The organism is Curtobacterium sp. MCBA15_001, assembly GCF_001864835.1.
GTDB lineage: Bacteria > Actinomycetota > Actinomycetes > Actinomycetales > Microbacteriaceae > Curtobacterium.
In genome coordinates this window covers 1-24547 of the sequence record NZ_MJGI01000008.1, presented here as the reverse complement: position 1 = coordinate 24547, position 24547 = coordinate 1, and the positions used below count along the sequence as shown (strand labels likewise).

The window sequence follows — 24547 nt, the reverse complement described above, 5'->3', positions numbered from 1 at the left end:
TGTGCTGCTATCCCTTCACGCCGGTGAGCGCGATGCCCTCGACGAATGCCTTCTGTGCGAAGAAGAAGATGACGACGACGGGGACCATGACGACGACGGTCATCGCCATCGTCATCGACCAGTCGGTGCCGTGTTGGCCGCGGAACGTCGCGAGCCCGTACGCGACCGGCCAGGCGGCCTGGTTCTCGGACGCGTAGAGGAGCGGGCCGTAGTAGTCGTTCCACGAGTTGAAGAACATGAAGATCGCCGCGGAGGCGATGCCCGGGCGGGCCATCGGCACGACGACCCGCATCAGGACGCCCCACTCGCTGCAGCCGTCCATCCGGGCGGCGTCGCCGTACTCCTTGGGGATCGTCATGAAGAACTGCCGGAGCAGGAAGATGCTGAACGCGTCCCCCAGCAGGTTCGGCAGGATCAGCGGCCAGAGCGTGCCGGTCAGGTGCAGGTGCGACCACATCACGTAGACCGGCACCGCGGTGACCTGCGGGGGCAGGAGCATCGCCACGATGATCACCGTGAAGACGAGGTTCGCGCCCTTGAACTTGATCTGCGCCAGGGCGTAGGCGGCCGGCACCGAGCTCAGGAGCATGAACGCGGTGGCGAGCACGGCGTACATCGCCGAGTTGCCGAACCACTGCGCCAGGGGCAGCTCGTCGAACACCCGGGCGTAGTTCGAGAAGTCGAACGGCGCCGGGATGATCGACGCCGTCAGGGCCTGGTTGCTCGACATCAGCGAGGTCAGGACGACGAACACGATCGGTGCGAGCGTCAGGACCCCGAGTGCCACGAGTGCGGCGTGCTCGGCGATCCAGAGGAGCAGGCTCCGACGGGGCTTGCCCGTGCGTGGCGCCGCGCCGCGGGGTGCGCGGGCGAGCGGCGACTGGGAGACGGCGGTCATCAGGACTCCTCCGGCCGGGCAGTGTTCATTGGTCGGCCTCCGGCCTGAATACGGAAATTCGTCGCATGGTGAACACGAGCACGATCGCGGTGACGACGAACAGCACCACGGCCATCGCGGACGCGTACCCGAACTGGAAGTTCGCGAAACCGTGCTGGTAGAGCAGCTCGGTGTAGGTCAGCAGCGAGGTGCCCGGGTACCCGAGCTGTGCTGCCGTCCCACCGCCGATCGTCGCCTTGCCGGATGCGACCCCCGAGGCGACGGCGGCCTCGGTGAAGTACTGCAGGGCCGCGATCACCCCCGTGACGGCCGCGAAGCCGATGACCGGCGCGATCGTCGGCAGGGTGATGTGCCGTACCTGCTGGACGCCGTTCGCCCCGTCGAGCGACGCGGCCTCGTACAGGTCGCGCGGCACGTCGAGCAGTGACGCCAGGAAGATGATCATGATGTCGCCCATCACCCAGACGCCCATGATCACGAGCGACGGCTTCGACCACGCCGGGTCGTTGAACCACAGCGGCCCGTCGATCCCGAACACCCTGAGGATCTGGTTGACGGGGCCGGTGCCCGGGTTGAACAGGAACACGAAGGCGACGACGCTCGCCACCGGCGGGACCAGGGCGGGCAGGTAGAACAGCGTCCGCCAGAACCCGGTCGCGGTACGAGCCCGTGACAGCAGCCCCGCCACGAGCAGCCCGCAGACGATCCGGACGGGCACCAGGATGACGACGAACCAGGCCGTGTTGACGACGGCCGGCCAGATCTGCGGGTCCTGCGTGAACAGGAACCGGTAGTTCAGCAGGCCGACGAACTGCGGTTCCTGCAGCTGGTTGTAGCGCGTGAACGAGTAGAAGATGCTCGCGACGAGCGGGTAGGCGAAGAAGACCACCAGGCCCACCAGGGCCGGTGCGAGCATCGTCAGCGCGACCAGGCGCCGCCGGGACTCGGCGGAGCGACGCCGGCGGCGCCCAGGCGCGGGGGGCAGTGGACCCGACCCCGTCGGGCCCGCCGGCCGGGAGGCGCGGCCGGGCCGAGCCTCCCGTCCGGCGGTCTTGGTCGTGACGCTCATCACGGACCAGCCAGCTGGTTCGCGTTGTCGATGTCGGAGTCCAGCTGCTTGAGCTTGGCGTCGAGGTCGCCGCCGTTCTCCTGGTACGCCTGCCAGAACTTCGTGAACGTTCCGATGTACGCGGCGCCGTCAGCGGTCCCGGGGGACGTCATCGTGTCCTTGTTGCCAGCCACGTCGACGAAGGTCTTGTAGTTCGCGTCGACCTCGAGGTCGGGGGACTTGAGCGCCGAGGTGAGCGTCGGGATGTTCTTCAGGCCGTTGCCCATCGTGACCTGCGCGTCGGTGTTCGTCGACAGGTACTTCAGCAGCGCCCATGCGAGCTCCGGGTTCTTCGAGCCCTTCGCGATGCCCGCCACGTTGCCCGCGATGTACGTCGAGCCGTAGTTGCCGACGCCGTCCATCACCGGCGTCGGGGCGGTGCCGTAGTCCAGGTCTGGCTTCTGGTCCTTGATGAACGCAGTGCGGTACTCGCCGTCGATCTGCATCGCGACCTGGCCGGTCTGGAACGCGTTGTCGGCGGCGAACTCCTGGCCGAGGCCCGACGTGAAGGCCTTGAGCTTGTCGTAGCCGATCGCGTCGACGAAGCCCTTCTGCCACGCGATGAGCTTCTTCCAGTTCGCCGAGGTGCCGATCTCGCTGTTGCCCTTGCTGTCCAGCCAGGTGCCGTCGATCATCGGCGCCCAGTGCTCCGGCGAGTTCTCGTAGAAGTCGATGAGCGGGTTGAAGCCGAGCTGCTTGATCGACCCGTCCGCGTTGTACGTCGTCAGCTTGAGCCCGTCGGCCTTGAGCTCGTCGAGCGTCTTCGGCGGTGTGGTGATGCCCGCGGCGGCCAGTGCCGGCTTGTTGTACATCAGTGCGCTGACGTCCGCGAGTGCCGGCAGCGTGCAGCGCGTGCCCTTGTACTGCGTGTACGACTGCACGGCCTTCGGGATGTCGGACAGGTCCACCTTGTCCCGCTTGATGTACGGCGACAGGTCGCGGAAGGCGCCGGACGAGCAGAAGCTGCCGACGATCGCGGTCGAGTAGGACAGCCCGACGTCGATGCTCTGCCCGGAGGAGATCGCCTTCTGCAGCTTCTCGTCGTCCTGCCCGCCGTGGATGTCGACGGTGACGCCGGGATTGGCCTTCTCGAAGCCGTCGACGGCGCTCTTGACGACACCGGCTTCGCGGCCGGTGAAGAAGTGCCACAGGGACACGGTGCCCTTGAGTTCCTTCGGGGCGGTCTTGTCGACGGAGGCGGCGCTGCTGCCGGAGCTGCAGCCTGCGACGACGAGGGCGCCCGTGGTCGCGATGGCGGCGGCGGCGATGATGCGCCTGAGGTGGCTTCGGCGCTGCGGTTCGGGGTGCGGGGTCATGCGGTGCTCGCTTCCTGGTCTCGCCTCGACGCGTCCGGGTGGAGCCGGTTCCGGAGTCGGGATCGCATGTGTCTGCGGTCCTGGTTCCGGGCGCGCCGAAGAGCCCTCTGACAGGGCTGGGGATGTGGTGCCTCGAGTGGTGCGGGTGGTGGTGCTGGCTCAGGCGCGCTGCGCGGGGTCCGTCTCGGACGCATCGTCGGTGATGCGGTCGAGTCGGCTCGCGAGCGCGGAACGCACGACGTCGATGAGGACGTGCCGTGCGCCGTGCAGGACGGGGGTGTCGGGGACGCCGGGTGCCACGACGGCGGTGGACCAGCGGGTGCGGGTCCGGAGCCAGGCGGTGACGGCAGCGGCCAGGGCGGGACCGCCCGCGATGCCGGTCGGGCCGTGCAGGACGACCGTCTCCGGATCGGCCACGGCGAGGGCGGGGAGCACGTTGTGCGCCACGCGCTCGCCGAGAGCGGTCGTGAAGGGGTGCTGGTCGGGCAGACCCGGCAGCAGCGCGAGCACCTGTCGCCAGTCGGCAGCACTGCCGTCCGGTGCGGTGATCGCGTGGTCGGCGGCGAGGGTCGTGATCGCGGTCTCGGAGATGAGGTCCGCGACGATCGTCACCGTCGGGTCGAGGGGGAGCGCGTCGGCGGGCACGCTCAGGTAGCCGATCTCACCCGCGGCGCCGGACGCTCCGGTGTGCACCCGGCCGTCGAGGTCGAGGGCCATGCCGAGGCCCTCTGCCATCCAGAACAGTGCGAAGGACCGCGGCGTGCGTCCGGCGCCCATGTTCCGTTCGGCGATGGCGGCGAGGTTCGCGTCGTTCTCGACGACCACCTGCACGCCGAGCGCGCTCGACAGGGTCGCGGAGACCTGTTCCCGCGGCCAGCCGAGCAGGCCGTCGGTGAAGATGAGCGTGTCGGTCGCGTGGTCGACGCTGGCCTGCACGCCCACGGCGACCGCGGTCACCAGGTCCGGATCGACCCCGGCCGCCGCCGCCGCCCGGGACAGGGCACCGGCGATGATGTCCTCACCCGGACCGCGCATCTCGTCCGGGTCCATCCGGTGCTCGGCGACCGGGTACGAGCGGCCCGCGGCGTCCACCACGGTCGAGCGGACGTCGACCAGCTGCACGTCCACCGCGACGGCGAGGTCACGGTCGGTGATCGCCTCGTACACCAGGGCACTCGGGCCACGGCGACCGCGCTGGGTGTCGGTGCCCGCGTCGCGGATCAGACCGGCGGCTTCGAGCCGGCGGATGATCTCGGCGGCGGTGGGCTTGCTCAGCCCGGTGCGCTGTGCGATCTCGTTGCGGGTCATCGGCCCGTCGTCCAGCAGCAGCCCGAGGGCGGCGCGGTCGTTGAGGACGCGCAGCAGTCCGGGTTGCCCGGGAGTGCGTCCTGGAGTGGTCATGTCGAGGACTGTAACGGACAACCTTCTTTACTGAAAGGTTTGTTCACAATTCTGCAACACGCGTTCTGCTGCGCGAAACACGGGGAAGCGGGGGGGGGGGGGTATCGCGCGGAGGAGGTCGGATCGCGCGTGGTCGGTCGGGACTTCCGACCGACCACGCGCGGTCCGACCTCCCATGTCGCGTGCGATGGGTCGGAACGCGCGTGGCGGGTTGGACGCGCTGCGCGACGGACGGGAGGCTCGGTGCCAGCTGGCGCCGTGCCTCCCGTCCGTCGCGGTACGCGCGCTACGGGCGCCGGAGATCGTCCGACGAGAACGGAGTCGTCGTCCCACTGAGGTGGTCCTCCCGCAGGATCCCGTACGCAACGGAATCCCTCGACGCCTGGCCGTCGACTGGCCAGGTCCGGCGGTACTGCGCCTCCTGGACCCAGCCGTTCCGCAGGAGAGCCTTGCGCATGGCGACGTTGTCGTCACGCGTCTGCGCCTCGATGCGCGTGACGTCGGGAGAGGCAGCGAAGACATGATCCGCGAGTGCGCGGACGAGCGTCGTGCCGATGCCGCGTCCGCGTGAACGCTCCGAAAGACGGACGTCGATCATCGGAGCGTCATCGTCGAGGTCATCGAGCACCACGATGCCGACGAGTGACCCGTCGATGTCCACCCTGAGCACGGCGTGCTCGGGCGAGGAGAACGCACCGTCGTCGATCCGCTGCTGCACGGCTTCCCGATCTGGCGCGGAAGCGACGTGGAACGGGAACCGGTTCGTGGTCAAGAACTCGAGGATGACTGCGCGGTGTGACGGATCGGCAAGATCCATCTGGTGGAGTTCCAGATCCATGCGGTCACCGTACATGCGTCGTGTCGCGGTACGCGCGCTACGGGCGCAACAGCACCTTGATCGCGCGGCGCTCGTCCATCGCGGCGTACGCCTCGGCGGCCTCGTCCAACGGGAGCTCGAGGTCGAACACGCGGCCCGGGTCGATCGCACCGGACAGTACGTCGGGCAGCAGCTCCGGGATGTACGTCCGCGCCGGGGCCATGCCGCCACCGACGGTGATGTTCGTGTCGAAGAGGTACCGCATCCCGATCGTCGGCACCCCGTGCGGCACCCCGACGAAGCCGAGGTTGCCGCCCGCACGGACGACGTGCAGGGCCTGGTCCATGCTCTCCTCGGTGCCGACGGCCTCGACCGCGCAGTCGGCCAGGTCGCCGCCGAGCAGGTCCCGCACGGCCTGCACGCCCTCGTCGCCGCGCGTGTCGACGATGTCGGTCGCGCCGAACTCCCGCGCGAGCGCCTGCCGGTCGGCGTGCCGGCTCATCGCGATGATGCGCTCCGCACCGAGCCGCTTCGCCGCGAGCACGGCGCACAGCCCGACGGCACCGTCACCCACGACGACCACGGTCTTGCCGGGGCCGACCGCTGCCGACACGGCGGCGTGGTGCCCGGTCGAGAAGACGTCGGACAGCGTCAGGAGCGACGGGTACAGCGCCGGGTCGACCGGACCGGGGACCACGACGAGGGTCGCGGACGCGTCGGGGACCCGCACGTACTCGGCCTGGGCACCGCCGACCGGGTCGCCGTACGCGTCCTTGCCGCCGAACCCGGACAGGTGCTCGCAGCCCGTCGTCATGCCGTTGCGGCAGGCCTGGCAGGTGCCGTCGTTCATGGTGAAGGGGGAGATCACGAAGTCGCCGACTGCGAGCCCGGTGACCTCGCTGCCGACCGCGGTGACCTCGCCGATCATCTCGTGGCCGATCGGGTGCGCGTGCTTCGTCGCGGTGACGCCGCGGTACGGCCAGAGGTCCGAGCCGCAGACGCACGCCGCGGCGACCTTGACGACGGCGTCGCGCTGGGTGATGAGTTCGGGGTGGTCGAGATCCTCGACGCGGATGTCGCGAGGGGCGTGGATGACTGCTGCGCGCACGGGGTGCCTTCCGTCTGAGCTGGTGGGGAGCGGCCGGTCGACGTCGTCCGGGGCCGCATCGACAGTACGCTCGTGCGGGTGGACGAGGACCGGTACGGCAGCGACGTGCTCTCGGGCGACTGGCGCGCGAAGGGCGTGAAGCAGGTGCGGCAGGTGCCGCTCGAGCGGGACATGGTGCTCGAGGACCCGGCGTCCGGCTGGGCCGGCGCGGTCGTCGGGCTCGAAGCCGGCACCATCGCCCTCGAGGACTGGAAGGGCCGCACCCGGGCCTTCCCGTTCGACGGGCAGTTCCTGCTCGAGGGCGAGCTCGTGACGCTCGGTCGGCCGCAGGCACCGGTCGGTCGGTCTGCCGCGGCTGCGTCTGCCGCTGCGGCGTCGGCTGCGGCGGTCCACGCGGACTGGAGGCCCGGGTCAGCCCCGGCGGTCCGCCAGGCCTCGCAGGGCGGTCGGCTGCGCACGGCGTCCGGGTCGTTCGCGGTCGAGCACCAGCGCGCACGCGTGGCGTTGCCCTCGCGGATCATGGTCGAGGGCAAGCACGACGCCGAACTCGTCGAGAAGGTGTGGGGTGCGGACCTGCGCGTCGAGGGCGTCGTCGTCGAGGAGCTCTCCGGCGTGGACAACCTGGCTTCGGTGTTGGACGACTTCCAGCCCTCCCGTGCGCGTCGGGTCGGCGTGCTGGTGGACCACCTGGTGCCCGGGTCGAAGGAGTCCCGGTTCGCGGACGCCGTGATGCGCGGGAAGTGGGGTGCGCACGTGCTCGTCGTGGGGCACCCGTTCGTCGACGTGTGGCAGTCCGTGAAGCCCGCGAGGGTGGGACTGCAGGCCTGGCCGACCATCCCGCGGTCGGTCGAGTGGAAGGCCGGCATCTGCGCCGCGCTCGGGTGGCCGCACGCCGAGCAGGCCGACATCGCCCGGGCCTGGCAGCGCATCCTCGGGCAGGTGCGCACGTTCGCGGACCTCGAGCCGGAGCTGCTCGGACGCGTCGAGGAGCTCATCGACTTCGTGACCGAGCCCGTCGCGTAGCGGCCGCGGCGCGGTGCGTCTCGGTGCGGCGCGGTGCGTCTCGCACGGTGCGCGGTGCGCATCCGGGGACTGGCCGTGCCTGCCGGGATGATCCGGGCCTCCCGGCCTAGTCTGTGGGCATGGACGGCATCGACGGGCGTGTGCGGAACGCCGTCGACCTGTGGCTGCGGTGGCTGCCGCGCTGGCAGATCGGCTCGGCGCGGCCGCGCACGCGGATCTGCCGGAAGTGCACCGGGTCGCCGATCGCCTCGGCGGCCGGCTTCGGGCCGGATGTCCCGCACCCCGTCCAGCACGCGCTGATCGGACGGATCTCGACGATCATCGACGACGCGGTCGACGACTACACCGCCCGGAACCTGCCGTTGCTGCACCGGGAACTGATTCGGGCCGATGCGCGGAAGCGCCATGCCGGGTACCAGCCGGCCGAGGGGCTCTCTCCCGAGTTCCAGGGGCTCGACGTCGACCCGCAGCCACAGGACGGGTCGCCGTTCCTGTTCACGTTGGAGGAGCTCGCCGGCACCGGGGCGTCCGAGCCCGCGCCGCGCGAACCGCTGTCCGACGAGGCGAAGGCAGCGCTCCGCCACGAGATCGAGCTGTCGGACGAGTGCGCGCGGTCGACGGGCACGGCGGTGTGTCTGGCGCTCATCGACCACCGGCCGCGGATCGCCGAGGCGGTCGAGCGGCTGGTCGAGCCGCAGATCGAGGCGCTCGTGTCGGACATGTTCCGCGGGCTCGACGGGGACGGGGCGCGCGGCGGGCTGTTCTGAGGCGCGGGCGGCGTGTCGTGTCGTCGTGCCGAGGTCAGCGGGGGAGCAGCGTGCGCCCGGGGAGCACCGTGCCGCGCAACGACCGGTGTTCGACCTCGCACGAGGGGTCGTCGATGCGGCCGATGACCAGGTCGATGGCCTCGCGGCCGATGCGCTCGACCGGCTGTTGCAGCGTGGTGAAGCCGATCCAGTCGTTCGCGAGCGGGAAGACCCCGTCGAAGCCCGTCACCGAGACGTCCTCCGGGACGCTGACCCCGCGCTTCGACAGGGCATCGCACACGTCGAGCATCAGCCGGTCGGTCGGGCACATCACCGCGGTCGCACCGGACTCGCGCATCGCGTCGACGACGTCAGCGGCGATGTCGACGGCCGGCCGGACGAAGCTGGCGTCGATGTCGATCGCCGTCGCCCCCCGCTGCCGGAGCCGACGTGACATCGCGCTGGACCGGGCGTGCTGGGTGATCGCGTTGTCCAGGGGGACGGTGAGCACGACGACTGCGTCGTGCCCGGCGTCCGCGACGGCGTCGGCGATCCGTTCACCGCCGTCGGTCTCGTCGCAGTACACGCTCGACAGGGCCGGGTGCAGCTCCGGGCGTCCGGCGACCACGGTGGCGATCCGGGGTGCGAACTCGGCGATGTCCGCCGCCGGAAGAAGTCCGCTGCACACGACCAGGCCGTCCACGCGCATCGAGACCAGGGCGGCGAGCGCGGACTTCTCGTCCTCGACCCGACCGACGCCGCTCGTCGTGACCACGCGGTAGCCGAGCTCGGATGCACGTTGCTCCATCACGGCGTGGAGGGCCGTGTAGAGCATCGACGAGGCGTCGCGGACGAGCATGCCGATGGTGTGCGTCCGTCCGCTGACCAGCCCGCGGGCCATGGCGTTCGCGACGTAGCCGAGTTCGGCGGCCGCTCGTTCGACGCGCTCGCGGGTCTCGTCCGAGAACCGCCCCGTGCCCGAGAGCACACGGCTCACCGCGGACTTCGAGACTCCGGCGCGGGCGGCGACGTCGAGGATCGTCGGCTGACCGCCGCGGGCGCCGTTCACGTGCCGGGGGTGACGCCCGGGCTGGTCGACGGGTCGGCCGCGGGGTCGCGGGCCGTTGGGTCGTCCGCGGGGTCGCGGGTCGTTTGGTCGGCCGCGGGGTCGCGGGTCGTCGGGTCGTCGAGCGCCGGAGCGACCTGCCCTCGACGCCGGGCGACGGTGCGGAGCACGAAGCGGGCGATCGCGCGCCAGCCGAGCAGGAACACACCGAGGACGATCGTCGCGACGATCAGGAAGGAGAGCGGCAGCGGGTTGCCGTCGACCACGCCCTGCCCCGTCGCGACGCGGATCGCCATGCCGACGAAGACCGTCAGGATCCACGCGACGATGCCGGTCGGCCAGGCCCGGAGTGGGCGCGCCCAGGCTCCGCTCGTGACGTAGGCGATGGCCCAGCCGGCCAGGAACGGGTAGGCGGTCGTCCAGAGCGCGCCGAGGGAGTTCGTCTCGCCGTGGGAGGAGCGCCCGATGAGGGCGAACACCACGATGAGGACGACGTCGATGACGGCTGCCAGCCAGCCCCAGGTGCGATCGGTCACCCGCTCATTGTCGCAGCACTCGTCCTCCACAGCGGCCGTCGGGACCCGACACCCGAGTTCACCGGGGCGGCACGAGAGCGGCACGCCGCGTTCACCTGGGGCCGTCACACTCGACCTCGGTGCGGGAACGTTCCCGCAGCAGCCCCCACGGCACCACCCCCACTCCGCACGACCCCCACGAACCGCAGGAGAAAGCCCCGTGAAGACCCGAGCCCTCGCTGGCCTCGCGATCGCCGCAGCCGCCACCGTCGCGCTGTCCGGCTGCGTCCAGAGCGCGACCGCCTCGAACGCGTCCGACGACAGCAGCACCGGCAGCACCAGCCTCACCGTGTTCATCAGCGGCGACACCAACGTCCAGGACCTCTGGGACAAGTCGCTCATCCCCGCGTTCGAGAAGGCGCACCCGAACGTCTCCGTCCGCACGAGCATCGACCTGCACGGCGAGCACGACGCCCAGACGCAGGCGAACCTGGCCACCGCGGTCAAGGCCGACAAGCCCGTGGCGTACGACCTGGTCGACGCCGGGTTCGTCTCCACCGCCGGCAAGGCCGGACTGCTGGCGAAGGTCAGCGACAGCGCGATCCCGAACCTGGCGAACGTCCCCGAGGCGACGAAGCAGCAGGGCGGCGACCGCGCCATCCCGTACCGCGCCTCGAGCGTGCTGCTGGCGTACGACTCCACCAAGGTCGACACCCCGCCGAAGACCCTCGACGATCTGCTCGCCTGGATCGAGGCCAACCCGGGCCAGTTCGCCTACAACTCGCCCTCGTCGGGCGGCTCTGGCGGTTCGTTCGTGATGACCGTGCTGGCGAAGTACCTGTCCAAGTCCGAGCAGTCGACGATGCAGACGACGTACGACAAGTCGCTCGAGTCGAAGTGGGACAAGGGCTTCGCGGCGCTCAAGGACCTCGGTCCGTCGATGTACCAGAAGGGCGTCTACCCGAACGGCAACGACCAGGTCCTGCAGATGCTCGGCTCCGGGCAGATCGCGATGGCCCCGGTGTGGAGCGACCAGTTCATCACCGCGCAGAAGGCCGGCACGATCGGCAAGGACGTCAAGTTCACGCAGATCACCGACCCGACGTTCACCGGGAGCGCCAGCTACCTCGGCATCCCGAAGACCGAGCCCGCCGCCAAGCAGCGCGCCGCCGAGCAGCTCGCCGACTTCGTCCTGTCCGCCAAGGGCCAGCAGCTCGTCGCCAGCGCGGTCTCGGGGTACCCGGTCATCCCGCTCAGCAAGCTGCCGGCGAGCGTCGTCGAGCAGTTCTCCGAAGCCGACCCGTCCAGGCTCCGCCTCGGGTTCCAGAGCGACTTCGCCGCGGACATGAACGCGGCCTGGGACGCGAAGGTCCCGCAGTGACCCAGACGGTCGACCGCCGGACGGTCGGACAGGAGGCTCGTGGCGACACCGCCACGGGCCTCCCGCCCGTCCCGCGCGGACCCCACACCCTGGCCGCGGCCCGCCTGGACCGCCGTCGGCGGGCGACGGGCATCGCCCTGGTGGCCGCTCCCGTCCTGGTCGTCGTGCTCTTCGTCGGCGTCCCGGTCGTCAACGCCGCGCTGTTCAGCCTCGGGTTCACCGGCGGGCTGAACCAGGCGCTCGCCGACATCGGCGGCGACACCGTCCGCGGGTTCTCGTTCGCGGTCTACGGCACGCTGCTCGGCAACCCGACCTTCCTGCGCGACCTCGGCGCCACGCTCGGGGTGACGGCAGCGTCGACCGGGCTGACGATCGGACTCGCTGTGGTGATCGCGGTGGTGCTCCGGCTGCGTGGCGGGTTCCTCGGCAAGACGCTCAGCGTGCTCGCCGTCGTGCCGCTGTTCGTCCCGGTCGTGATCGCGAGCTGGTCGGTGCTGACGTTCACCGACGCGCAGGGGTTCCTGCGGAGCGCCGCTGCCCAGGTCGGGATCGACTTCCCGGTGTGGGGCTACACGCTGGTCGCGGTCGTGTTCGGCAGCGTCTGGACGAGCCTGCCGTTCGCGGTGCTGATGATCGCCGGCGCGCTGCAGGGCACCCCGGACGCGCTCGTCGAGGCCGCGAAGGACGCCGGCGCGAGCACCTGGCGCGTCGTCTGGCAGGTGCTGCTGCCCATGGCCGCGACGCCGATCGTGATCGCGACGACGTTCACCGTGATCGGCGTGCTCGGCTCGTTCACCGTGCCGTACTTCACCGGTCCGAACGCCCCGTCGATGCTCGGCGTCGACATCTCGAAGTACTTCCAGGCGTACAACCGCCCGCAGCAGTCGACCGCGATGGCGTTCATCGTGTTCGCGTTCGCCGCGGCCGCCAGCGTGTTCTACCTCCGGTCCACCGTGCGGGCCAACGCCCGCGAGCTCGGGAAGGGACGACGATGATCCGGCGCCTCACCGGGACGGCCCTGGTCTGGGCCACCGCCCTCGTGCTCGCGGTCTTCATCGTCGGCCCGCTGCTGTGGCTGGCGATCCGGGCCTTCGCCACGAAATGGACGTACCCGGACCTGTTGCCCGACGGGTGGACGCTCCAGTGGTGGGGGACCGTCTTCCAGGACCCGTCGCTCGCAGTGGCCGTGCAGAACTCGCTCGTGCTCGCCCCGCTGACCGTGCTCATCGCCGCGGTCGTCTGTCTGCCGGCAGCGTGGGCGATCAGCCGCATCGAGTTCCCCGGGCGCCGTCTGGTGCTCGTCGGGCTCTTCGCCACGAACGCCTTCCCGAAGATGGGCCTGTTCGTCACGATGTCCGCGATGTTCACGGCGTTGAACCTGATGAACACCGTCACCGGGATCCTCATCGTGCACGTGCTCGGCTGCGTCGTGTTCATGACGTGGCTGCCCGCGGCGGCGTTCTCGGCCGTGCCGCGCTCGCTCGAGGAGGCCGCCCGCGATGCCGGTGCCAGCCGCTGGCGCACGTTCTGGTCGGTGACGTTCCCGATCGCCTGGCCGGGGATCCTCGTCGCGATGGTGATGTCGTTCCTGGCCTCGTTCGACGAGGCGCAGGGCACGTACCTGGTCGGCGCTCCGACCTACATGACCATGCCGACGGCGATGTACTCGCTCGTCCTCAACTCGCCGCGGCAGGTGTCGGCGGTGTTCGCGATCGCGCTGAGCATCCCCTCCGTCGTGCTCCTGCTGCTGGCCCGCAAGCACATCATGGGCGGCCGCCTGGCGGACGGCTTCCAGATCCGATGACACGACAGATCCGATGACGACCACGAAAGGCGACCCGATGACGGACGCAACCACCGTCGCGAACCCAGCACCGAGCCTCCAGGCCGACCGACGTGCCGACCGACGGGCCGACCCGACCACCGGCGGCCTCGCCCTGCGGGGCCTGAGGAAGACCCTGGGCGGCCGCGACGTCGTCGCGGGCATCGACCTCGACGTGGCGAAGGGCGAGCTGGTCTCGCTCCTCGGCCCGTCCGGTTGCGGCAAGACGACGACGCTCCGGATGGTCGCGGGCTTCCTGCCCGTCGACGACGGCAGCGTCACGATGGGCGGCGCGGACGTGACCGCGCTCGGGCCGGAGCGCCGACCGAGCGCCATGGTGTTCCAGAACTACGCGCTCTGGCCGCACATGACGGTCACGCAGAACGTGGCGTTCCCGCTCCGGACCCGGCGGGTGCCGAAGCAGCGGACCGCCGAACGCGTCCGCGAGGCCCTCGACCTCGTCGGCCTGTCGCACCACGCGACCTCGAAGCCGACCGCGATCTCCGGCGGCGAGCAGCAGCGCGTGGCCCTCGCCCGCGCGATCGTGCAGGAGCCCGACGTGCTGCTGCTCGACGAGCCGCTGTCGAACCTCGACGCGAAGCTCCGGGTCAGCGTCCGTGACGAGATCCGGCGCATCCAGCAGCGGCTCGGCATCACGACCGTGATCGTCACGCACGACCAGGACGAGGCCCTCAGCGTCTCGGACCGCATCGCCGTGATGCACGACGGCCGGATCGAGCAGGTCGCCGCTCCCGCGGACCTGTACGCACGCCCGTCGACCCGGTTCGTCGCGTCGTTCATCGGCGCGACGAGCACGGTGCGCGGCGCGTTCACGGCCGGCGTCCACACGCCCGTCCGCGCCGACGACGAGGTCCTCGTCCGTCCAGAATCGGTGACCCTGGTCCCGGACGCCGACGCCCCGGTCCGCGCGACGGTCACCCGGGTGCTCATGCGCGGCCACTTCGCCGAGGTCGTGCTCGCCGCGGGCGACGCCGAGCTGCGCGCCTTCGTGACCGGTGCGCCGCCCGCCGTCGGCAGCACCACCGGCGTCCGACTCGGGTCGGTGCTGGTCTACCGTGACGGCGTGCTGGTGGAGGGGGACCGATGAGCGCGGAGCTCGCACCGATGCTCACGACGGCACCGGACGGGAGGCCCGGTGTGCGTCCGCCCCGCCTGGTCGCGCACCGCGGTGCGCCGCGCGTCCGGCGTGAGAACACGCTGCCGGCGGTCGCGGTCGCCGAGGCCCTCGGCGCCGACGCGATCGAGGTCGACGTGCGCCGCACCGCCGACGGGGTCGCGGTCCTGGTGCACGACGAGACCCTCGGCCGGATGTGGGGCGATGCCCGGCGCGTGTCCGACGTGGCCTGGTGCGACATCGCCCGGCTCGGCAACGGCCTCGACCGCATCCCTCGGCTCGACGCCGTGCTGGAGCGGCTGGACGGTGCCCGGTCGGTCCTGCTCGTGGACCTGACCGACCCCGAGGACGCACTGGTCGCCGCCGCGACGGTCGCCGGCTTCGACGGTGCCGTCACGATCGCGTGGTGTGGGGCGTCCGAGGCGATGACCGCCGTGCGCTCGGTGCTGCCCGACGCCGACGTGTGGCTGGCGTGGGAGTCGCTCGACCCGCCCACGCCTGACGACCTGGCGGCGCTCACCCCGTCGACGCTCAACCTCGACGTCGCGTTCCTCACCCCGCGCACCGTGGCCGTGGCGCACGAGCTGGGCCTGCAGGTGTCGGTGTGGACCGTCGACGACCCGGAGCCGGCGCTCTGGGCCGCGCGGCTCGGAGCGGACTCGATCACGACGAACGACCTGGCGCTGGTGCGTGCGGCGATGGCGGCCGCAGAGCGCGACGGGTGGCCCGAGGCCGACCGTGAGCCGACCGAGACCGAGGTGGCCTCGCGGGCGCAGGCACTGGCGCACCGGATCGCACACGAGGTCATCGCCTACACGCGCGAGCACCCTGTCGGATCGGTGACGACGAAGGCCCACCCCGCCGACCTGGTGACCGACGTCGACCGGCTCGTCGAGCAGCACGTCCGCGGCCGGGTGCGCGCCGCGTTCCCGACCCACGGGTTCACCGGCGAGGAGTACGGCGACGCCCCGGGCGACCGACACCGCTGGTACCTCGACCCCGTCGACGGCACGACGAACCTGGCGAACGGCATCCCCTGGACGAGCATGTCGCTCTGCCTGACCCGCAACGGCCGGCCCGTCGTCGGCGTCGTGGCGGACCCCTGGCGGGGCGAGGTCATGGAGGCCCGTCGCGGTCGCGGCGCCACCGTCCGCGACCGGGCGCTCCGGCTGGACGACGTCCCGCGGCCGCTGGCGGGCGCGGTGGTCGGCACCGAGCTCGACGGGCACCTGCCGTGGCCGGGCTTCGGCGCGTTCCTCGACGCGTTGGCGAGTCGGTCGTGCACGCTGCGGGTGCAGGGGTCGGGCACGCTGACGATCGCGCAGGTCGCGGCCGGTCGGGGGATCGGGGGCTGCGTCTCGGCGTTCAACCCGGTGGACCACGGCGCCGCGGTGCTGCTCGTGCACGAGGCCGGCGGCGTCGTGCTGACCGAGGCCGGTCCGGTCTCCGGCTTCCCGGAGCTCGGTGCGCCGTTCCTGGTGGCGCACCCGGGGGCGGCCGACGAACTGCACGACGTGTGGACGGGGGCGCTCCGCGCCGGACGCTGACGCGTCGGACAGGAGGCGCGTGGCGGGGCCGTCCCGGGCCTCCAGGCCGTCACCCGGTGCCGTTCACCGCATTCTGTGCGGGCGTACAGTCAGCGGTCGTCCGGCGACCCTACTGTGGCAGTCCTGCGGGCATCGCGTCCGCACCGAAGGAGCGTTCACCATGGGATTCCTCGACCGTCTGCTCGGCCGTGAAGACCGATCGAAGCAGCAGGCGCCGGCCTGGGGGCAGCCGCAGGCCCCGCAGCAGCCGCAGGGCTACCAGTACGGGCAGCAGTCGTACAACGCCGCTCCGGTCGCGCCCGTCGCTGCCGGTGGGTGGGTGGGTCCGGGTTCCGGAGCCGGTGCGCCCGGCGCTCGGTCCGAGGACGAGCAGGCCGTCGAGCGGTACCGCTACCTGCTGAAGACGGCGCCGCCCGAGCGCATCGAGGAAGTCCACGCCGAGGCCTTCGAGCGGTTGACCCCGGAACAGCGACGGATGGTCTACGAGGAGTTCGCGCGGACGGCGCCCGAGGGCGAGGCGCCGCGTGGCGACGACCCCCGCTCCCTGGCCCAGGCAGCGACGCGCTCGGAGATCCGGCAGCCCGGCTACATGGAGCGCTCGCTCGGCGGCATGAACGGCGGTGGCCGCGGCATGGGCGGTGGGTTCGGCCAGCGTCAGGGCCCCTCGTTCGGCGGCATGCTCGGTGCGTCGATCCTCGGGTCCGTGGCGGGCTACGTCATCGCCTCGTCGCTGATGAGCGCGTTCCAGCCGGACGCCGGGTCGTTCGACGGTGGAACGGACGCGTCGGGTGACGGCGGATCGGGGGATGCGGGCGACGGTGGTTCGGGGGACACTGGTGCCGAGAACGCGTCGTACGACGACGGTGGCGGCTCCGACTTCGGGGGCGGCGGCGGCTTCGACGACTTCGGCGGCGACATGGGCGGCGGATTCGACATCTGACGTCCGGCTCGACGCCGGACCCTGCGTGGTACCACGTCTGACGAGGGAGTTGGCATGGCGATCATCGAGGCCTCCGGGCTGACCAAGACCTACCGATCGAAGTCGGGACCGGTGCACGCCCTGGCCGGTCTCGACCTGTCGGTGCCCCAGGGGACCGTGACCGCCCTGCTCGGGCCGAACGGTGCGGGCAAGACCACCACGGTCAAGGTCCTGACGACCCTGATCAAGCCGGACGCAGGCTCGGCGACCATCGCGGGCGTGGACGTCGTCGCCGACCCGCAGGCCACGCGGCGCTCCATCGGCGTCTCCGGGCAGTACGCCGCCGTCGACGAGAACCTGACCGGGTTCGAGAACCTCGAGATGATCGGTCGGCTCTACCACCTCGGCGGCAAGGCGTCGCGGCAGCGGGCGCGCGAGCTCATCGACGTGTTCGACCTGTCCGAGGCCGGCGACCGACCCGTCAAGGGGTTCTCCGGCGGCATGCGGCGTCGCATCGATCTGGCCGGGGCGCTCGTGATGAACCCGAGCGTGCTGTTCCTCGACGAACCGACGACCGGGCTCGACCCACGCAGCCGCCTGTCGCTCTGGGGCATCATCGAGCGGCTCGTCGCGGACGGCGCCACGGTGCTGCTCACCACGCAGTACCTGGAAGAGGCCGACCGGCTGGCCGACGACATCGCGGTGATCGACGGCGGGACCGTGATCGCCGAGGGGACCGCCGACCAGCTCAAGGCGCAGGTCGGTGGGCACCGGGTGGTGGTCACCCTGGTCGACGAGGCCGACGGCGACGCGGCCACGACGGTGCTCCGGCGCTACGGGACCGGTGACGTCGAGGTCTCCGGCGACGGCCGCACGCGGGCGGTCGCCGTCGACGCGGGGCCGGCAGCGCTGCAGCGGGTGCTGGCCGACCTGGGCGAGGCCGGCATCGACCTGCACGACGCGGGCATGCGACGGCCCACGCTCGACGACGTGTTCCTCCGCCTCACCGGGCACGCGGCCACGGCGGACGAGGACGACGCTGCGTCCGCTGTGCGGGCTGGTGCTCAGGAGAAGGAGACGGCGCGATGACCGCCACCATCGCTCCTCCCGGCCGGCAGATGCCCGTCGTGGTCACCGCCCCGGTCGCGGTCTGGTTCGAGGACGGCTGGACCGTCACCAAGCGGAACCTCATCAAGATCAAGCGCTCGCCGGACATGCTCGTGTTCGCCGTGCTGCAGCCCATCATGTTCGTGCTGCTGTTCAGCCAGGTGTACGGCGGTGCGATCGCGGTGCAGGGGACGGACTACACGCAGTTCCTGATGGCGGGCATCTTCGCGCAGACGGTGGTGTTCGGCGCGACCTTCTCCGGTTCGGCGATGGCCCAGGACCTGAAGGAGGGGTTGATCGACCGGTTCCGCACCCTGCCGATGTCGGCGTCCGCGGTGCTGGTCGGCCGGACCAACAGCGACCTCGTGCTCAACACCATCTCGATGGTGATCATGATGCTCACCGGACTGGCCGTCGGGTGGCGCGTGAACTCGTCGCCGCTCGAGTTCCTGGCGGGCATCGGGCTGCTGCTGCTGTTCAGCTACGCCTTCAGCTGGGTGATGGCGTTGCTCGGCATGAGCGTCAAGACGCCCGAGGTGATCAACAACGCCTCGTTCATGATCCTGTTCCCGCTGACGTTCGTGTCGAACGCCTTCGTGCCGAGCGACACGCTGCCGCTGGTGCTGCGGGTGTTCGCCGAGTGGAACCCGGTGTCGTCGCTGGTGCAGGCGGCGCGCGAGCTGTTCGGCAACGTGGGGTCGGCCCCGGTCCCGGAAATCTGGACGATGCAGCACCCCGTCGTCACCGTGCTGATCGGAATCGGCGTGATGCTCGTGGTGTTCGTGCCGTGGGCCGTGAACAAGTACACGCGGATCAGCTCGAAGTAGGCGACTCTCCACAGGTGGGGCGCCGGGCGCGCGGCGGGTCTGTCGGACGGCTTACGATCGGCCCATGACCGCGACAGACGCCGAGCGCGCCGACCCCGCCGTCCGCGCGCCCGTCCCACGCCGGAACGACCGGCTGCGCCAGTGGATGCTGCAGGGGTCCGACCGCGGCGCCGACCACCAGGGTCCGCACCAGGTCGAGGTCGAGAAGACCCACTCGTGGTGGCGCGTCATGTGCCTGACCGGCGTCGACTACTTCTCGACGCTCGGCTACCAGCCCGCCATCGCCGCGCTCGCCGCGGGGCTGCTCTCGCCGATCGCCACGATCGTGCTCGTGCTCGTGACGCTGTTCGGGGCGCTGCCGGTGTACCGCCGCGTGGCGCAGGACAGCTTCCGTGGCGCCGGGTCGATCATGATGCTCGAGAAGCTGCTGCCGTGGTGGGCCGGCAAGCTGTTCGTGCTGGTGCTGCTCGGGTTCGCCGTCACCGACTTCATGATCACGATGACGCTGTCCGCGGCGGACGCCACCGCGCACATCGCCGAGAACCCCTTCACGCCGCACTGGTTCACCGACATCCCGGTGCCGCTCACCCTCGCACTGCTGCTCCTGCTCGGCGTCGTGTTCCTGCGCGGCTTCAAGGAAGCCATCGGCATCGCCGTGGGCCTCGTGGCCGTCTACCTCGTGCTCAACGCCGTCGTGGTCGGGGTCGCGCTGTTCCACGTGTTCGAGCACCCGCGGGTCGCCAGTGACTGGTGGAGCGGACTGACCGCCCAGCACAGCAACCCCCTGGTGATGATCGGCATCGCGCTCGTCGTGTTCCCGAAGCTCGCGCTCGGCCTGTCCGGCTTCGAGACGGGCGTGGCGGTGATGCCGCAGGTGAAGGGCGACGCCGCCGACGCCACGAGCGCCCGACCCGAGGGACGCATCCGGGGGACCAAGCGCCTGCTCACCGTCGCTGCCGTGATCATGAGCTCGTTCCTCATCACCTCGTCGATCGTCACGACGTTCCTCATCCCGCAGCGCGAGTTCCAGCCGGGTGGTGGGGCGAACGGTCGCGCGCTGGCCTACCTGGCGCACGAGTACCTGGGGGGCGTCTTCGGGTCCGTGTACGACTTCTCGACCGTGGCGATCCTGTGGTTCGCCGGCGCGAGTGCGATGGCCGGCCTGCTCAACCTGGTGCCGCGCTTCCTGCCCCGCTACGGCATGGCACCGCAGTGGGCACGGGCGACGCGGCCGCTCGTCATCATCTTCACGCTCATCGCGTTCGTCATCACGATCATCTTCCAGGCGAACGTCGACGCGCAGGGCGGGGCGTACGCCACCGGTGTGCTGGTCCTCATCACCAGTGCCGCGGTCGCCGTGACGCTCTCGGCCCGCCGCAAGCAGCAGAAGAAGCGCACGATCGGCTTCGGCATCATCGCGGTCGTGTTCGTGTACACCACGATCGCGAACGTCATCGAGCGACCCGACGGCGTCCGGATCGCGGCGGTGTTCATCATCGCGATCGTGGTCGTGTCGCTCGTCTCTCGCGTCCGCCGGTCATTCGAGCTCCGCGCGTCGTCGATCGTCCTCGACGCCACCGCCCGGCAGTTCGTCGAGGCCGACGCCGACCAGTTCAGCTCGGTCTGCATCATCGCGAACGAGCCCGGGGCCGGCACCGCCGCCGCCTACCGGGCCAAGGGGCGTGAGGAACGCCGTGACTCGGGGATCCCCGCGCGGGTGCCCACGATGTTCCTCGAGGTGCTGCCCGCCGACTCCTCCGACTTCGAGGAGGACCTGGTGGTCGAGGGCCACGTCGTCCACGGGCACCGGGTCCTGCGGGTCCGGTCCGGCAACGTGCCGAACACGATCGCGTCGACGCTGCTCGCCATCCGCGACCTGGCCGGCGTCGTGCCCAGCATCTACTTCGAGTGGAACGAGGGCAGCCCGATCCGGAACGCGATCCGCTTCGTGTTCACCGGGGTCGGCGACGTCGCTCCCGTGACGCGCGAGGTCCTGCGCGAAGCCGAGCCCGAGGTGTCGCGACGGCCCAGCGTCCACGTGTCGTGACGTCCCGGCGCCCACGCGTGACGACCCCGGTCCCCGCTGCCGGCACCACCGCACGTCCGGGCGTCGGCGCCCTGGCCGTGGTCGGGGCCGCTGTCCTCTGGGGCACGACGGGCACCGCCACGCACTTCGCCCCCGGGGTGTCCGCGATCGTCTTCGGCGCGGTGACCTTCGGGGTCGGCGGGCTCGTCCTGGCCGCGACGCACGGGCGTGCGACGGTGCGGGCGGTCCTCGAGCCGGGTGCCCGACGGTGGGTGTGGCTCGGCGCGGCGTCCCTCGTCGTCTACGCCGTCGCCTTCTACGCCGGGCTGGCCGGTTCTACGCCGGGCTGGCCGGCGCGGGCATCGCGCTCGGGACGACGATCGCGATCGGGTCCTCGCCGGTGTTCGCGGGGGTCGTCGAGTGGCTGGTCGACCGACGTCCGGTCGGGGTGCGGTGGGTCGCGGCGACGGTCGTGAGCACCGCGGGCATGGTCGTCGTCGTGCTCGCGCGGGCCGGCGACCCGGGAGCGGGGTCCCTGGCTGTCGGCGTGGCTGCTGCGCTCGTGGCTGGTGCGACCTACGCCCTGTACACGTGGACGGTCGGGCGAGGGATGCAGCGGAGCGGTTCGGGCCGCGGCACCGTCGGCGCGGTGTTCGGGCTGTCGGCGGTGCCGCTCGTGGTGCTGGCCGTCGTCGTCGGGCACGAGTCCCTCGGGGTCGCGGCGAACTGGCCGGTGTTCCTGTACCTGGCGCTCGTGCCGACCGTGCTCGGTCACTCGCTGTACGCGCTCGGGTTGCGGAGTGTCCGGGCGTCGGCGGCCACGCTGGTGTCGTTGCTCGAGCCGGTCGTGGCCGCGGTGCTGGCGGTGCTCGTCGTGGGGGAGCACCTGGGCCCGGCGGGGTGGACGGGCGTCGCGCTCGTCGTGCTCGGCGTCGGGCTGCTCGCCGTGCCGGCGCGCGCCCGAGTGGTCCCCGTGCGGCGCGCTACCCGGTGATCTGGTCGCGCACCTTGCGGCGCAGGACCTTGCCGATCATCGAGCGCGGCAGGTCCTCGACCACGACGACGCGGCGCGGCACCTTGTAGGCGGCCAGGTGCTCCCGCGCGTAGGAGCGCAGCGCGTCGGCGTCGAACGTGTCCGGGTCGACCGGCACGACGGCGGCGACGACCTGCTCGTTGCCACCCTGGGTGATGCCCACGACGGCGACCTCGCGCACGCTGGGGTGCTTGACCAGGGCGTCCTCGACCTCGGTCGGCGAGACGTTGAAGCCGCCGGTGATGATCAGTTCCTTGAGGCGGTCGACGATCCGGACGAAGCCCTCGGCGTCGATCTGCACGATGTCCCCGGTGCGGAACCAGCCGTCGGTGGTGAAGACCTCGTCCGTGGCATCGGCCTTGCCCCAGTAGCCGCTGAACACCTGCGGGCCGCGGACCTGGAGCTCGCCGGGCTCGTCCGTGCCGAGCACCTTCGTCGGGTCGTCCGGGTCGGCCACGCGGACCTCGGTCGACGGCAGCGGCAGGCCGATCGAGCCCTCGCGCCGAGCGTGCGACACCGGGTTCGCCATCAGGACGGGGGAGCACTCGGAGAGGCCGTAGCCCTCGACCAGGAACCCGCCCGTGCGCTGCTCCCACGGCTCGACCACGTCGGCTGACAGGGCCATCGCACCGGAGATGCCGATCTCGATGCCGCGCAGGGAGACCTTCGCGGCGTCGGCGGCGTGCTGCAGCCGGGCGTAGATCGGGGGCACGGCCGGCAGGAACGTCGGCGGGTGCCGCTTGGTCGCGGGCAGGACGAGCGCCGGGTCGAAGGCCGGGAACAGCACCAGGCGCGAGGCCATGCTCATCGCGAAGGTCAGGCAGAGCGTCAGGCCGTAGGCGTGGAACATCGGCAGGATCGCGTAGACGACGCTGCCGTCACCGGGACGGATCTGGGGGACCCATGCCCGCGACTGTGCGGCGTTCGCGATGAGGTTGCGGTGGGTGAGCACCGCGCCCTTCGGGGTGCCGGTCGTGCCGGAGGTGTACTGGATCAACGCGGTGTCGTCGGTGGCGGGCCGTGCGTGCTTGCGGGACAGCCGCCGCGAGGACACCAGGTCGTCCCACTTCGTCGTGCCGCGCACCGAGGTGGTCAGCTTCGCGCGGGACTCGCGCGCCTTGGCCACGGGCAGCGACAGTGCCAGCCGGGTCGATCGCGGCATGGCCCGCGTCAGGTCGACGGAGACGATCGCGTCGAGTCGGACGTCGGCCGGGAACTCCTGCAGCGTGGCGACGGACTTGTCCCACGCGATGGCGACCTTCGCGCCGTGGTCCTCGAACTGGTGGCGCAGCTCGCGGGGCGTGTACAGCGGGTTGTGCTCGACGACGACGGCACCGAGCCGCAGCACCGCGTAGAACGCCACGACGTGCTGCGGGCAGTTCGGCAGCACCAGGGCCACACGGTCGCCGGCCGTCACCCCGAGCTTGCGCAGCCCGTTCGCGGCACGGGTGATCTGGTCCTCGAGCTCGGCGTAGGTCGTCGTGCGCTTGAAGAACTCGAGCGCCACCTTCTTCGGGAACCGCCGGGCGGACTGCTCCACCAGGTCGACGAGCGACCCGGAGGGCTCCTCGATGTCGTGCGGCACCCCCGACGCGTAGGAGGCAAGCCAGGGACGAGGCGTGTCGATGGTCACCCGGCCAACCTATCGGCCGTGCCGAGGGTGGGCTGGGAACACCGACCGGGAACACCGGCCGAGAACTCCTGCTGGGAACACCGCCTGTACGCACCCCGGGCGAATGTCAGGAGCACGACGCACGATGGGGCCATGTCCTTCGTCACCGACGCCTTCCGCTCCCGGCTCAACACCACCTTCACCGGGAGCTCGACGGAGCGTCCGGCCTGGGTCGACGAACTCGAACAGGGCACGGACGCCGGGTTCTTCGGCCCGGGGTCGGCCACGTGGTCGGTGCACGGCGGCAAGCAGACCATCGTCGCCGGGGTCCGCGCGCTCCTGGTGCAGGCGATGCACCCCGGGGCCCTCGCCGGCGTCGCCGACCACTCCCGCTACCGCGAGGACCCCTTCGGTCGGCTTGCGGGCACCATCCGTTGGATCTACACGGTCTCGCACGGGGACACCGCGACGGCGACCGGCGCCAGCCAGTGGGTGCTCCGGCTGCACGAGAAGGTCCGCGGCCAGTACGTCGACGGGCACGGCGTCACGCGGGACTACACCGCGAACGACCCCGACCTGGCGCGCTGGGTGCACCTGGCCTTCACGGACGCGTTCCTCCGCGCCGCCGAGCAGTGGGGCGACCCGATCCCCGGCGGCGCTGACGCGTACGTCCGAGAATGGGCGACGGCCGGACGGCTCATGCGCGTCGAGGACCCGCCCGAGTCCGAGGCCGAGCTGCGCGCCCAGATGAACGGGTACCTCGACCGCGGTGAGCTCGCGGTGACGCCCCGCACGCGCGAGGTCGTCCGGTTCATCAAGAACCCACCCCTCGCCCGGATGCTCCGGCCGGGCTACCAGGCGCTGTTCCAGGGCGCGGTGTCCACGCTCGACCCGCGGCACCGGTCGATGCTCGGGCTGCGGTCGCCGGGTGTCGGCCCGGTGGAGTTCCCGGTCGCCAGGACGACGGGCCTGGTCCTCGACGGCATCGGCGCGGTGCTCGGCAACCAGACCGGGACCGAGCGCGCAGCGCTCGCGCGCATCGCGCGGTTGGAGCGGGAGTCGACGGATCCCGCCGAACCGGCGGCCTGAGTCCGCACCACCTGACGGACGGGAGGCCCGGTGCCAGCTGGCACCGGGCCT

The 24547-nt window shown here is 71.3% G+C and carries 23 protein-coding genes; 14 read left to right on the top strand and 9 right to left on the bottom strand.

The window, feature by feature from the left end; translation table 11 throughout:
• Positions 1–7: 7 nt before the first annotated feature.
• The 6 genes from BIU90_RS04575 to BIU90_RS04550 form a co-directional block, all read right to left on the bottom strand.
• Positions 8–898, bottom strand: a complete 891-nt coding sequence (locus tag BIU90_RS04575; protein WP_071299059.1) for a carbohydrate ABC transporter permease — start codon at positions 896–898, stop codon at positions 8–10.
• 25 nt (positions 899–923) lie between these two features.
• Positions 924–1967 carry a carbohydrate ABC transporter permease gene (locus BIU90_RS04570; protein ID WP_083403700.1) on the bottom strand — a complete coding sequence of 348 codons (1044 nt, stop codon included), beginning with the start codon at positions 1965–1967 and terminating at the stop codon, positions 924–926.
• Positions 1967–3322, bottom strand: coding sequence for an extracellular solute-binding protein (locus tag BIU90_RS04565; RefSeq protein ID WP_071299058.1), 1356 nt, complete (start codon positions 3320–3322; stop codon positions 1967–1969). The genes BIU90_RS04570 and BIU90_RS04565 overlap by 1 nt, the downstream gene beginning before the upstream one ends.
• A gap of 159 nt (positions 3323–3481) precedes the next feature.
• Positions 3482–4723 (bottom strand): ROK family transcriptional regulator, encoded by a 1242-nt coding sequence (locus tag BIU90_RS04560; protein WP_071299057.1) that lies wholly within the window; start codon positions 4721–4723, stop codon positions 3482–3484.
• A 286-nt stretch (positions 4724–5009) separates the two neighbouring features.
• Positions 5010–5561: a GNAT family N-acetyltransferase gene (locus BIU90_RS04555; RefSeq protein WP_071299085.1), complete on the bottom strand. Its 552-nt coding sequence runs from the start codon at positions 5559–5561 to the stop codon at positions 5010–5012.
• A 37-nt stretch (positions 5562–5598) separates the two neighbouring features.
• Positions 5599–6648: an alcohol dehydrogenase catalytic domain-containing protein gene (locus tag BIU90_RS04550; protein ID WP_071299056.1), complete on the bottom strand. Its 1050-nt coding sequence runs from the start codon at positions 6646–6648 to the stop codon at positions 5599–5601.
• Positions 6649–6726: 78 nt separating this feature from the next.
• On the opposite strand from BIU90_RS04550, the gene BIU90_RS04545 reads away from it, so the two are divergent.
• Positions 6727–7671, top strand: coding sequence for a DUF3097 domain-containing protein (locus BIU90_RS04545; protein WP_071299055.1), 945 nt, complete (start codon positions 6727–6729; stop codon positions 7669–7671).
• 119 nt (positions 7672–7790) lie between these two features.
• Positions 7791–8438 (top strand): spermidine/putrescine ABC transporter substrate-binding protein, encoded by a 648-nt coding sequence (locus BIU90_RS04540; protein ID WP_071299054.1) that lies wholly within the window; start codon positions 7791–7793, stop codon positions 8436–8438.
• Positions 8439–8472: 34 nt separating this feature from the next.
• Here BIU90_RS04540 and BIU90_RS04535 read toward each other — a convergent pair whose 3' ends face one another.
• Together BIU90_RS04535 and BIU90_RS04530 are read right to left on the bottom strand one after the other, a co-directional pair.
• A complete protein-coding gene (locus BIU90_RS04535; protein ID WP_071299053.1) occupies positions 8473–9486 on the bottom strand; it encodes a LacI family DNA-binding transcriptional regulator in 1014 nt (337 codons plus the stop codon).
• Positions 9483–10019, bottom strand: a complete 537-nt coding sequence (locus BIU90_RS04530; protein WP_071299052.1) for a DUF3054 domain-containing protein — start codon at positions 10017–10019, stop codon at positions 9483–9485. Before BIU90_RS04530 ends, BIU90_RS04535 begins: the two co-directional genes overlap by 4 nt.
• 199 nt (positions 10020–10218) lie before the next feature.
• Between BIU90_RS04530 and BIU90_RS04525 the strand changes: the two genes are divergently transcribed.
• The 11 genes from BIU90_RS04525 to BIU90_RS17815 all read left to right on the top strand — a co-directional run bounded on the left by BIU90_RS04525 (position 10219) and on the right by BIU90_RS17815 (position 21756).
• Positions 10219–11379, top strand: a complete 1161-nt coding sequence (locus BIU90_RS04525; protein WP_071299051.1) for an extracellular solute-binding protein — start codon at positions 10219–10221, stop codon at positions 11377–11379.
• Positions 11376–12374, top strand: coding sequence for an ABC transporter permease (locus BIU90_RS04520; RefSeq protein WP_083403698.1), 999 nt, complete (start codon positions 11376–11378; stop codon positions 12372–12374). Before BIU90_RS04525 ends, BIU90_RS04520 begins: the two co-directional genes overlap by 4 nt.
• A complete protein-coding gene (locus BIU90_RS04515; protein ID WP_071299050.1) occupies positions 12371–13183 on the top strand; it encodes an ABC transporter permease in 813 nt (270 codons plus the stop codon). Before BIU90_RS04520 ends, BIU90_RS04515 begins: the two co-directional genes overlap by 4 nt.
• Positions 13184–13220: 37 nt before the next feature.
• Entirely contained in the window at positions 13221–14309 is a 1089-nt protein-coding gene (locus BIU90_RS04510; RefSeq protein ID WP_254786947.1) for an ABC transporter ATP-binding protein, read from the top strand.
• Positions 14306–15883 carry an inositol monophosphatase family protein gene (locus tag BIU90_RS17825; RefSeq protein WP_083403697.1) on the top strand — a complete coding sequence of 526 codons (1578 nt, stop codon included), beginning with the start codon at positions 14306–14308 and terminating at the stop codon, positions 15881–15883. The genes BIU90_RS04510 and BIU90_RS17825 overlap by 4 nt, the downstream gene beginning before the upstream one ends.
• A gap of 160 nt (positions 15884–16043) precedes the next feature.
• Entirely contained in the window at positions 16044–16823 is a 780-nt protein-coding gene (locus BIU90_RS04500) for a hypothetical protein (protein ID WP_071299048.1), read from the top strand.
• Positions 16824–16877: 54 nt separating this feature from the next.
• Positions 16878–17891, top strand: a complete 1014-nt coding sequence (locus BIU90_RS04495) for an ATP-binding cassette domain-containing protein (RefSeq protein WP_071299047.1) — start codon at positions 16878–16880, stop codon at positions 17889–17891.
• Entirely contained in the window at positions 17888–18736 is an 849-nt protein-coding gene (locus BIU90_RS04490; RefSeq protein ID WP_071299046.1) for an ABC transporter permease, read from the top strand. Before BIU90_RS04495 ends, BIU90_RS04490 begins: the two co-directional genes overlap by 4 nt.
• A gap of 64 nt (positions 18737–18800) precedes the next feature.
• Complete coding sequence (locus BIU90_RS04485; RefSeq protein WP_071299045.1) at positions 18801–20783, top strand: amino acid transporter; 1983 nt, start codon at positions 18801–18803, stop codon at positions 20781–20783.
• Between the two features lie 17 nt (positions 20784–20800).
• Positions 20801–21238, top strand: coding sequence for a hypothetical protein (locus BIU90_RS17820; protein ID WP_083403696.1), 438 nt, complete (start codon positions 20801–20803; stop codon positions 21236–21238).
• Positions 21235–21756 (top strand): EamA family transporter, encoded by a 522-nt coding sequence (locus BIU90_RS17815; protein ID WP_139195107.1) that lies wholly within the window; start codon positions 21235–21237, stop codon positions 21754–21756. The genes BIU90_RS17820 and BIU90_RS17815 overlap by 4 nt, the downstream gene beginning before the upstream one ends.
• Here BIU90_RS17815 and BIU90_RS04475 read toward each other — a convergent pair.
• Positions 21746–23428 carry a long-chain-fatty-acid--CoA ligase gene (locus BIU90_RS04475; RefSeq protein ID WP_071299044.1) on the bottom strand — a complete coding sequence of 561 codons (1683 nt, stop codon included), beginning with the start codon at positions 23426–23428 and terminating at the stop codon, positions 21746–21748. The two genes, BIU90_RS17815 and BIU90_RS04475, sit on opposite strands and share 11 nt — an antisense overlap.
• Positions 23429–23560: 132 nt before the next feature.
• Between BIU90_RS04475 and BIU90_RS04470 the strand changes: the two genes are divergently transcribed.
• Complete coding sequence (locus BIU90_RS04470; protein WP_071299043.1) at positions 23561–24496, top strand: oxygenase MpaB family protein; 936 nt, start codon at positions 23561–23563, stop codon at positions 24494–24496.
• The last annotated feature ends 51 nt before the right edge of the window (positions 24497–24547 follow it).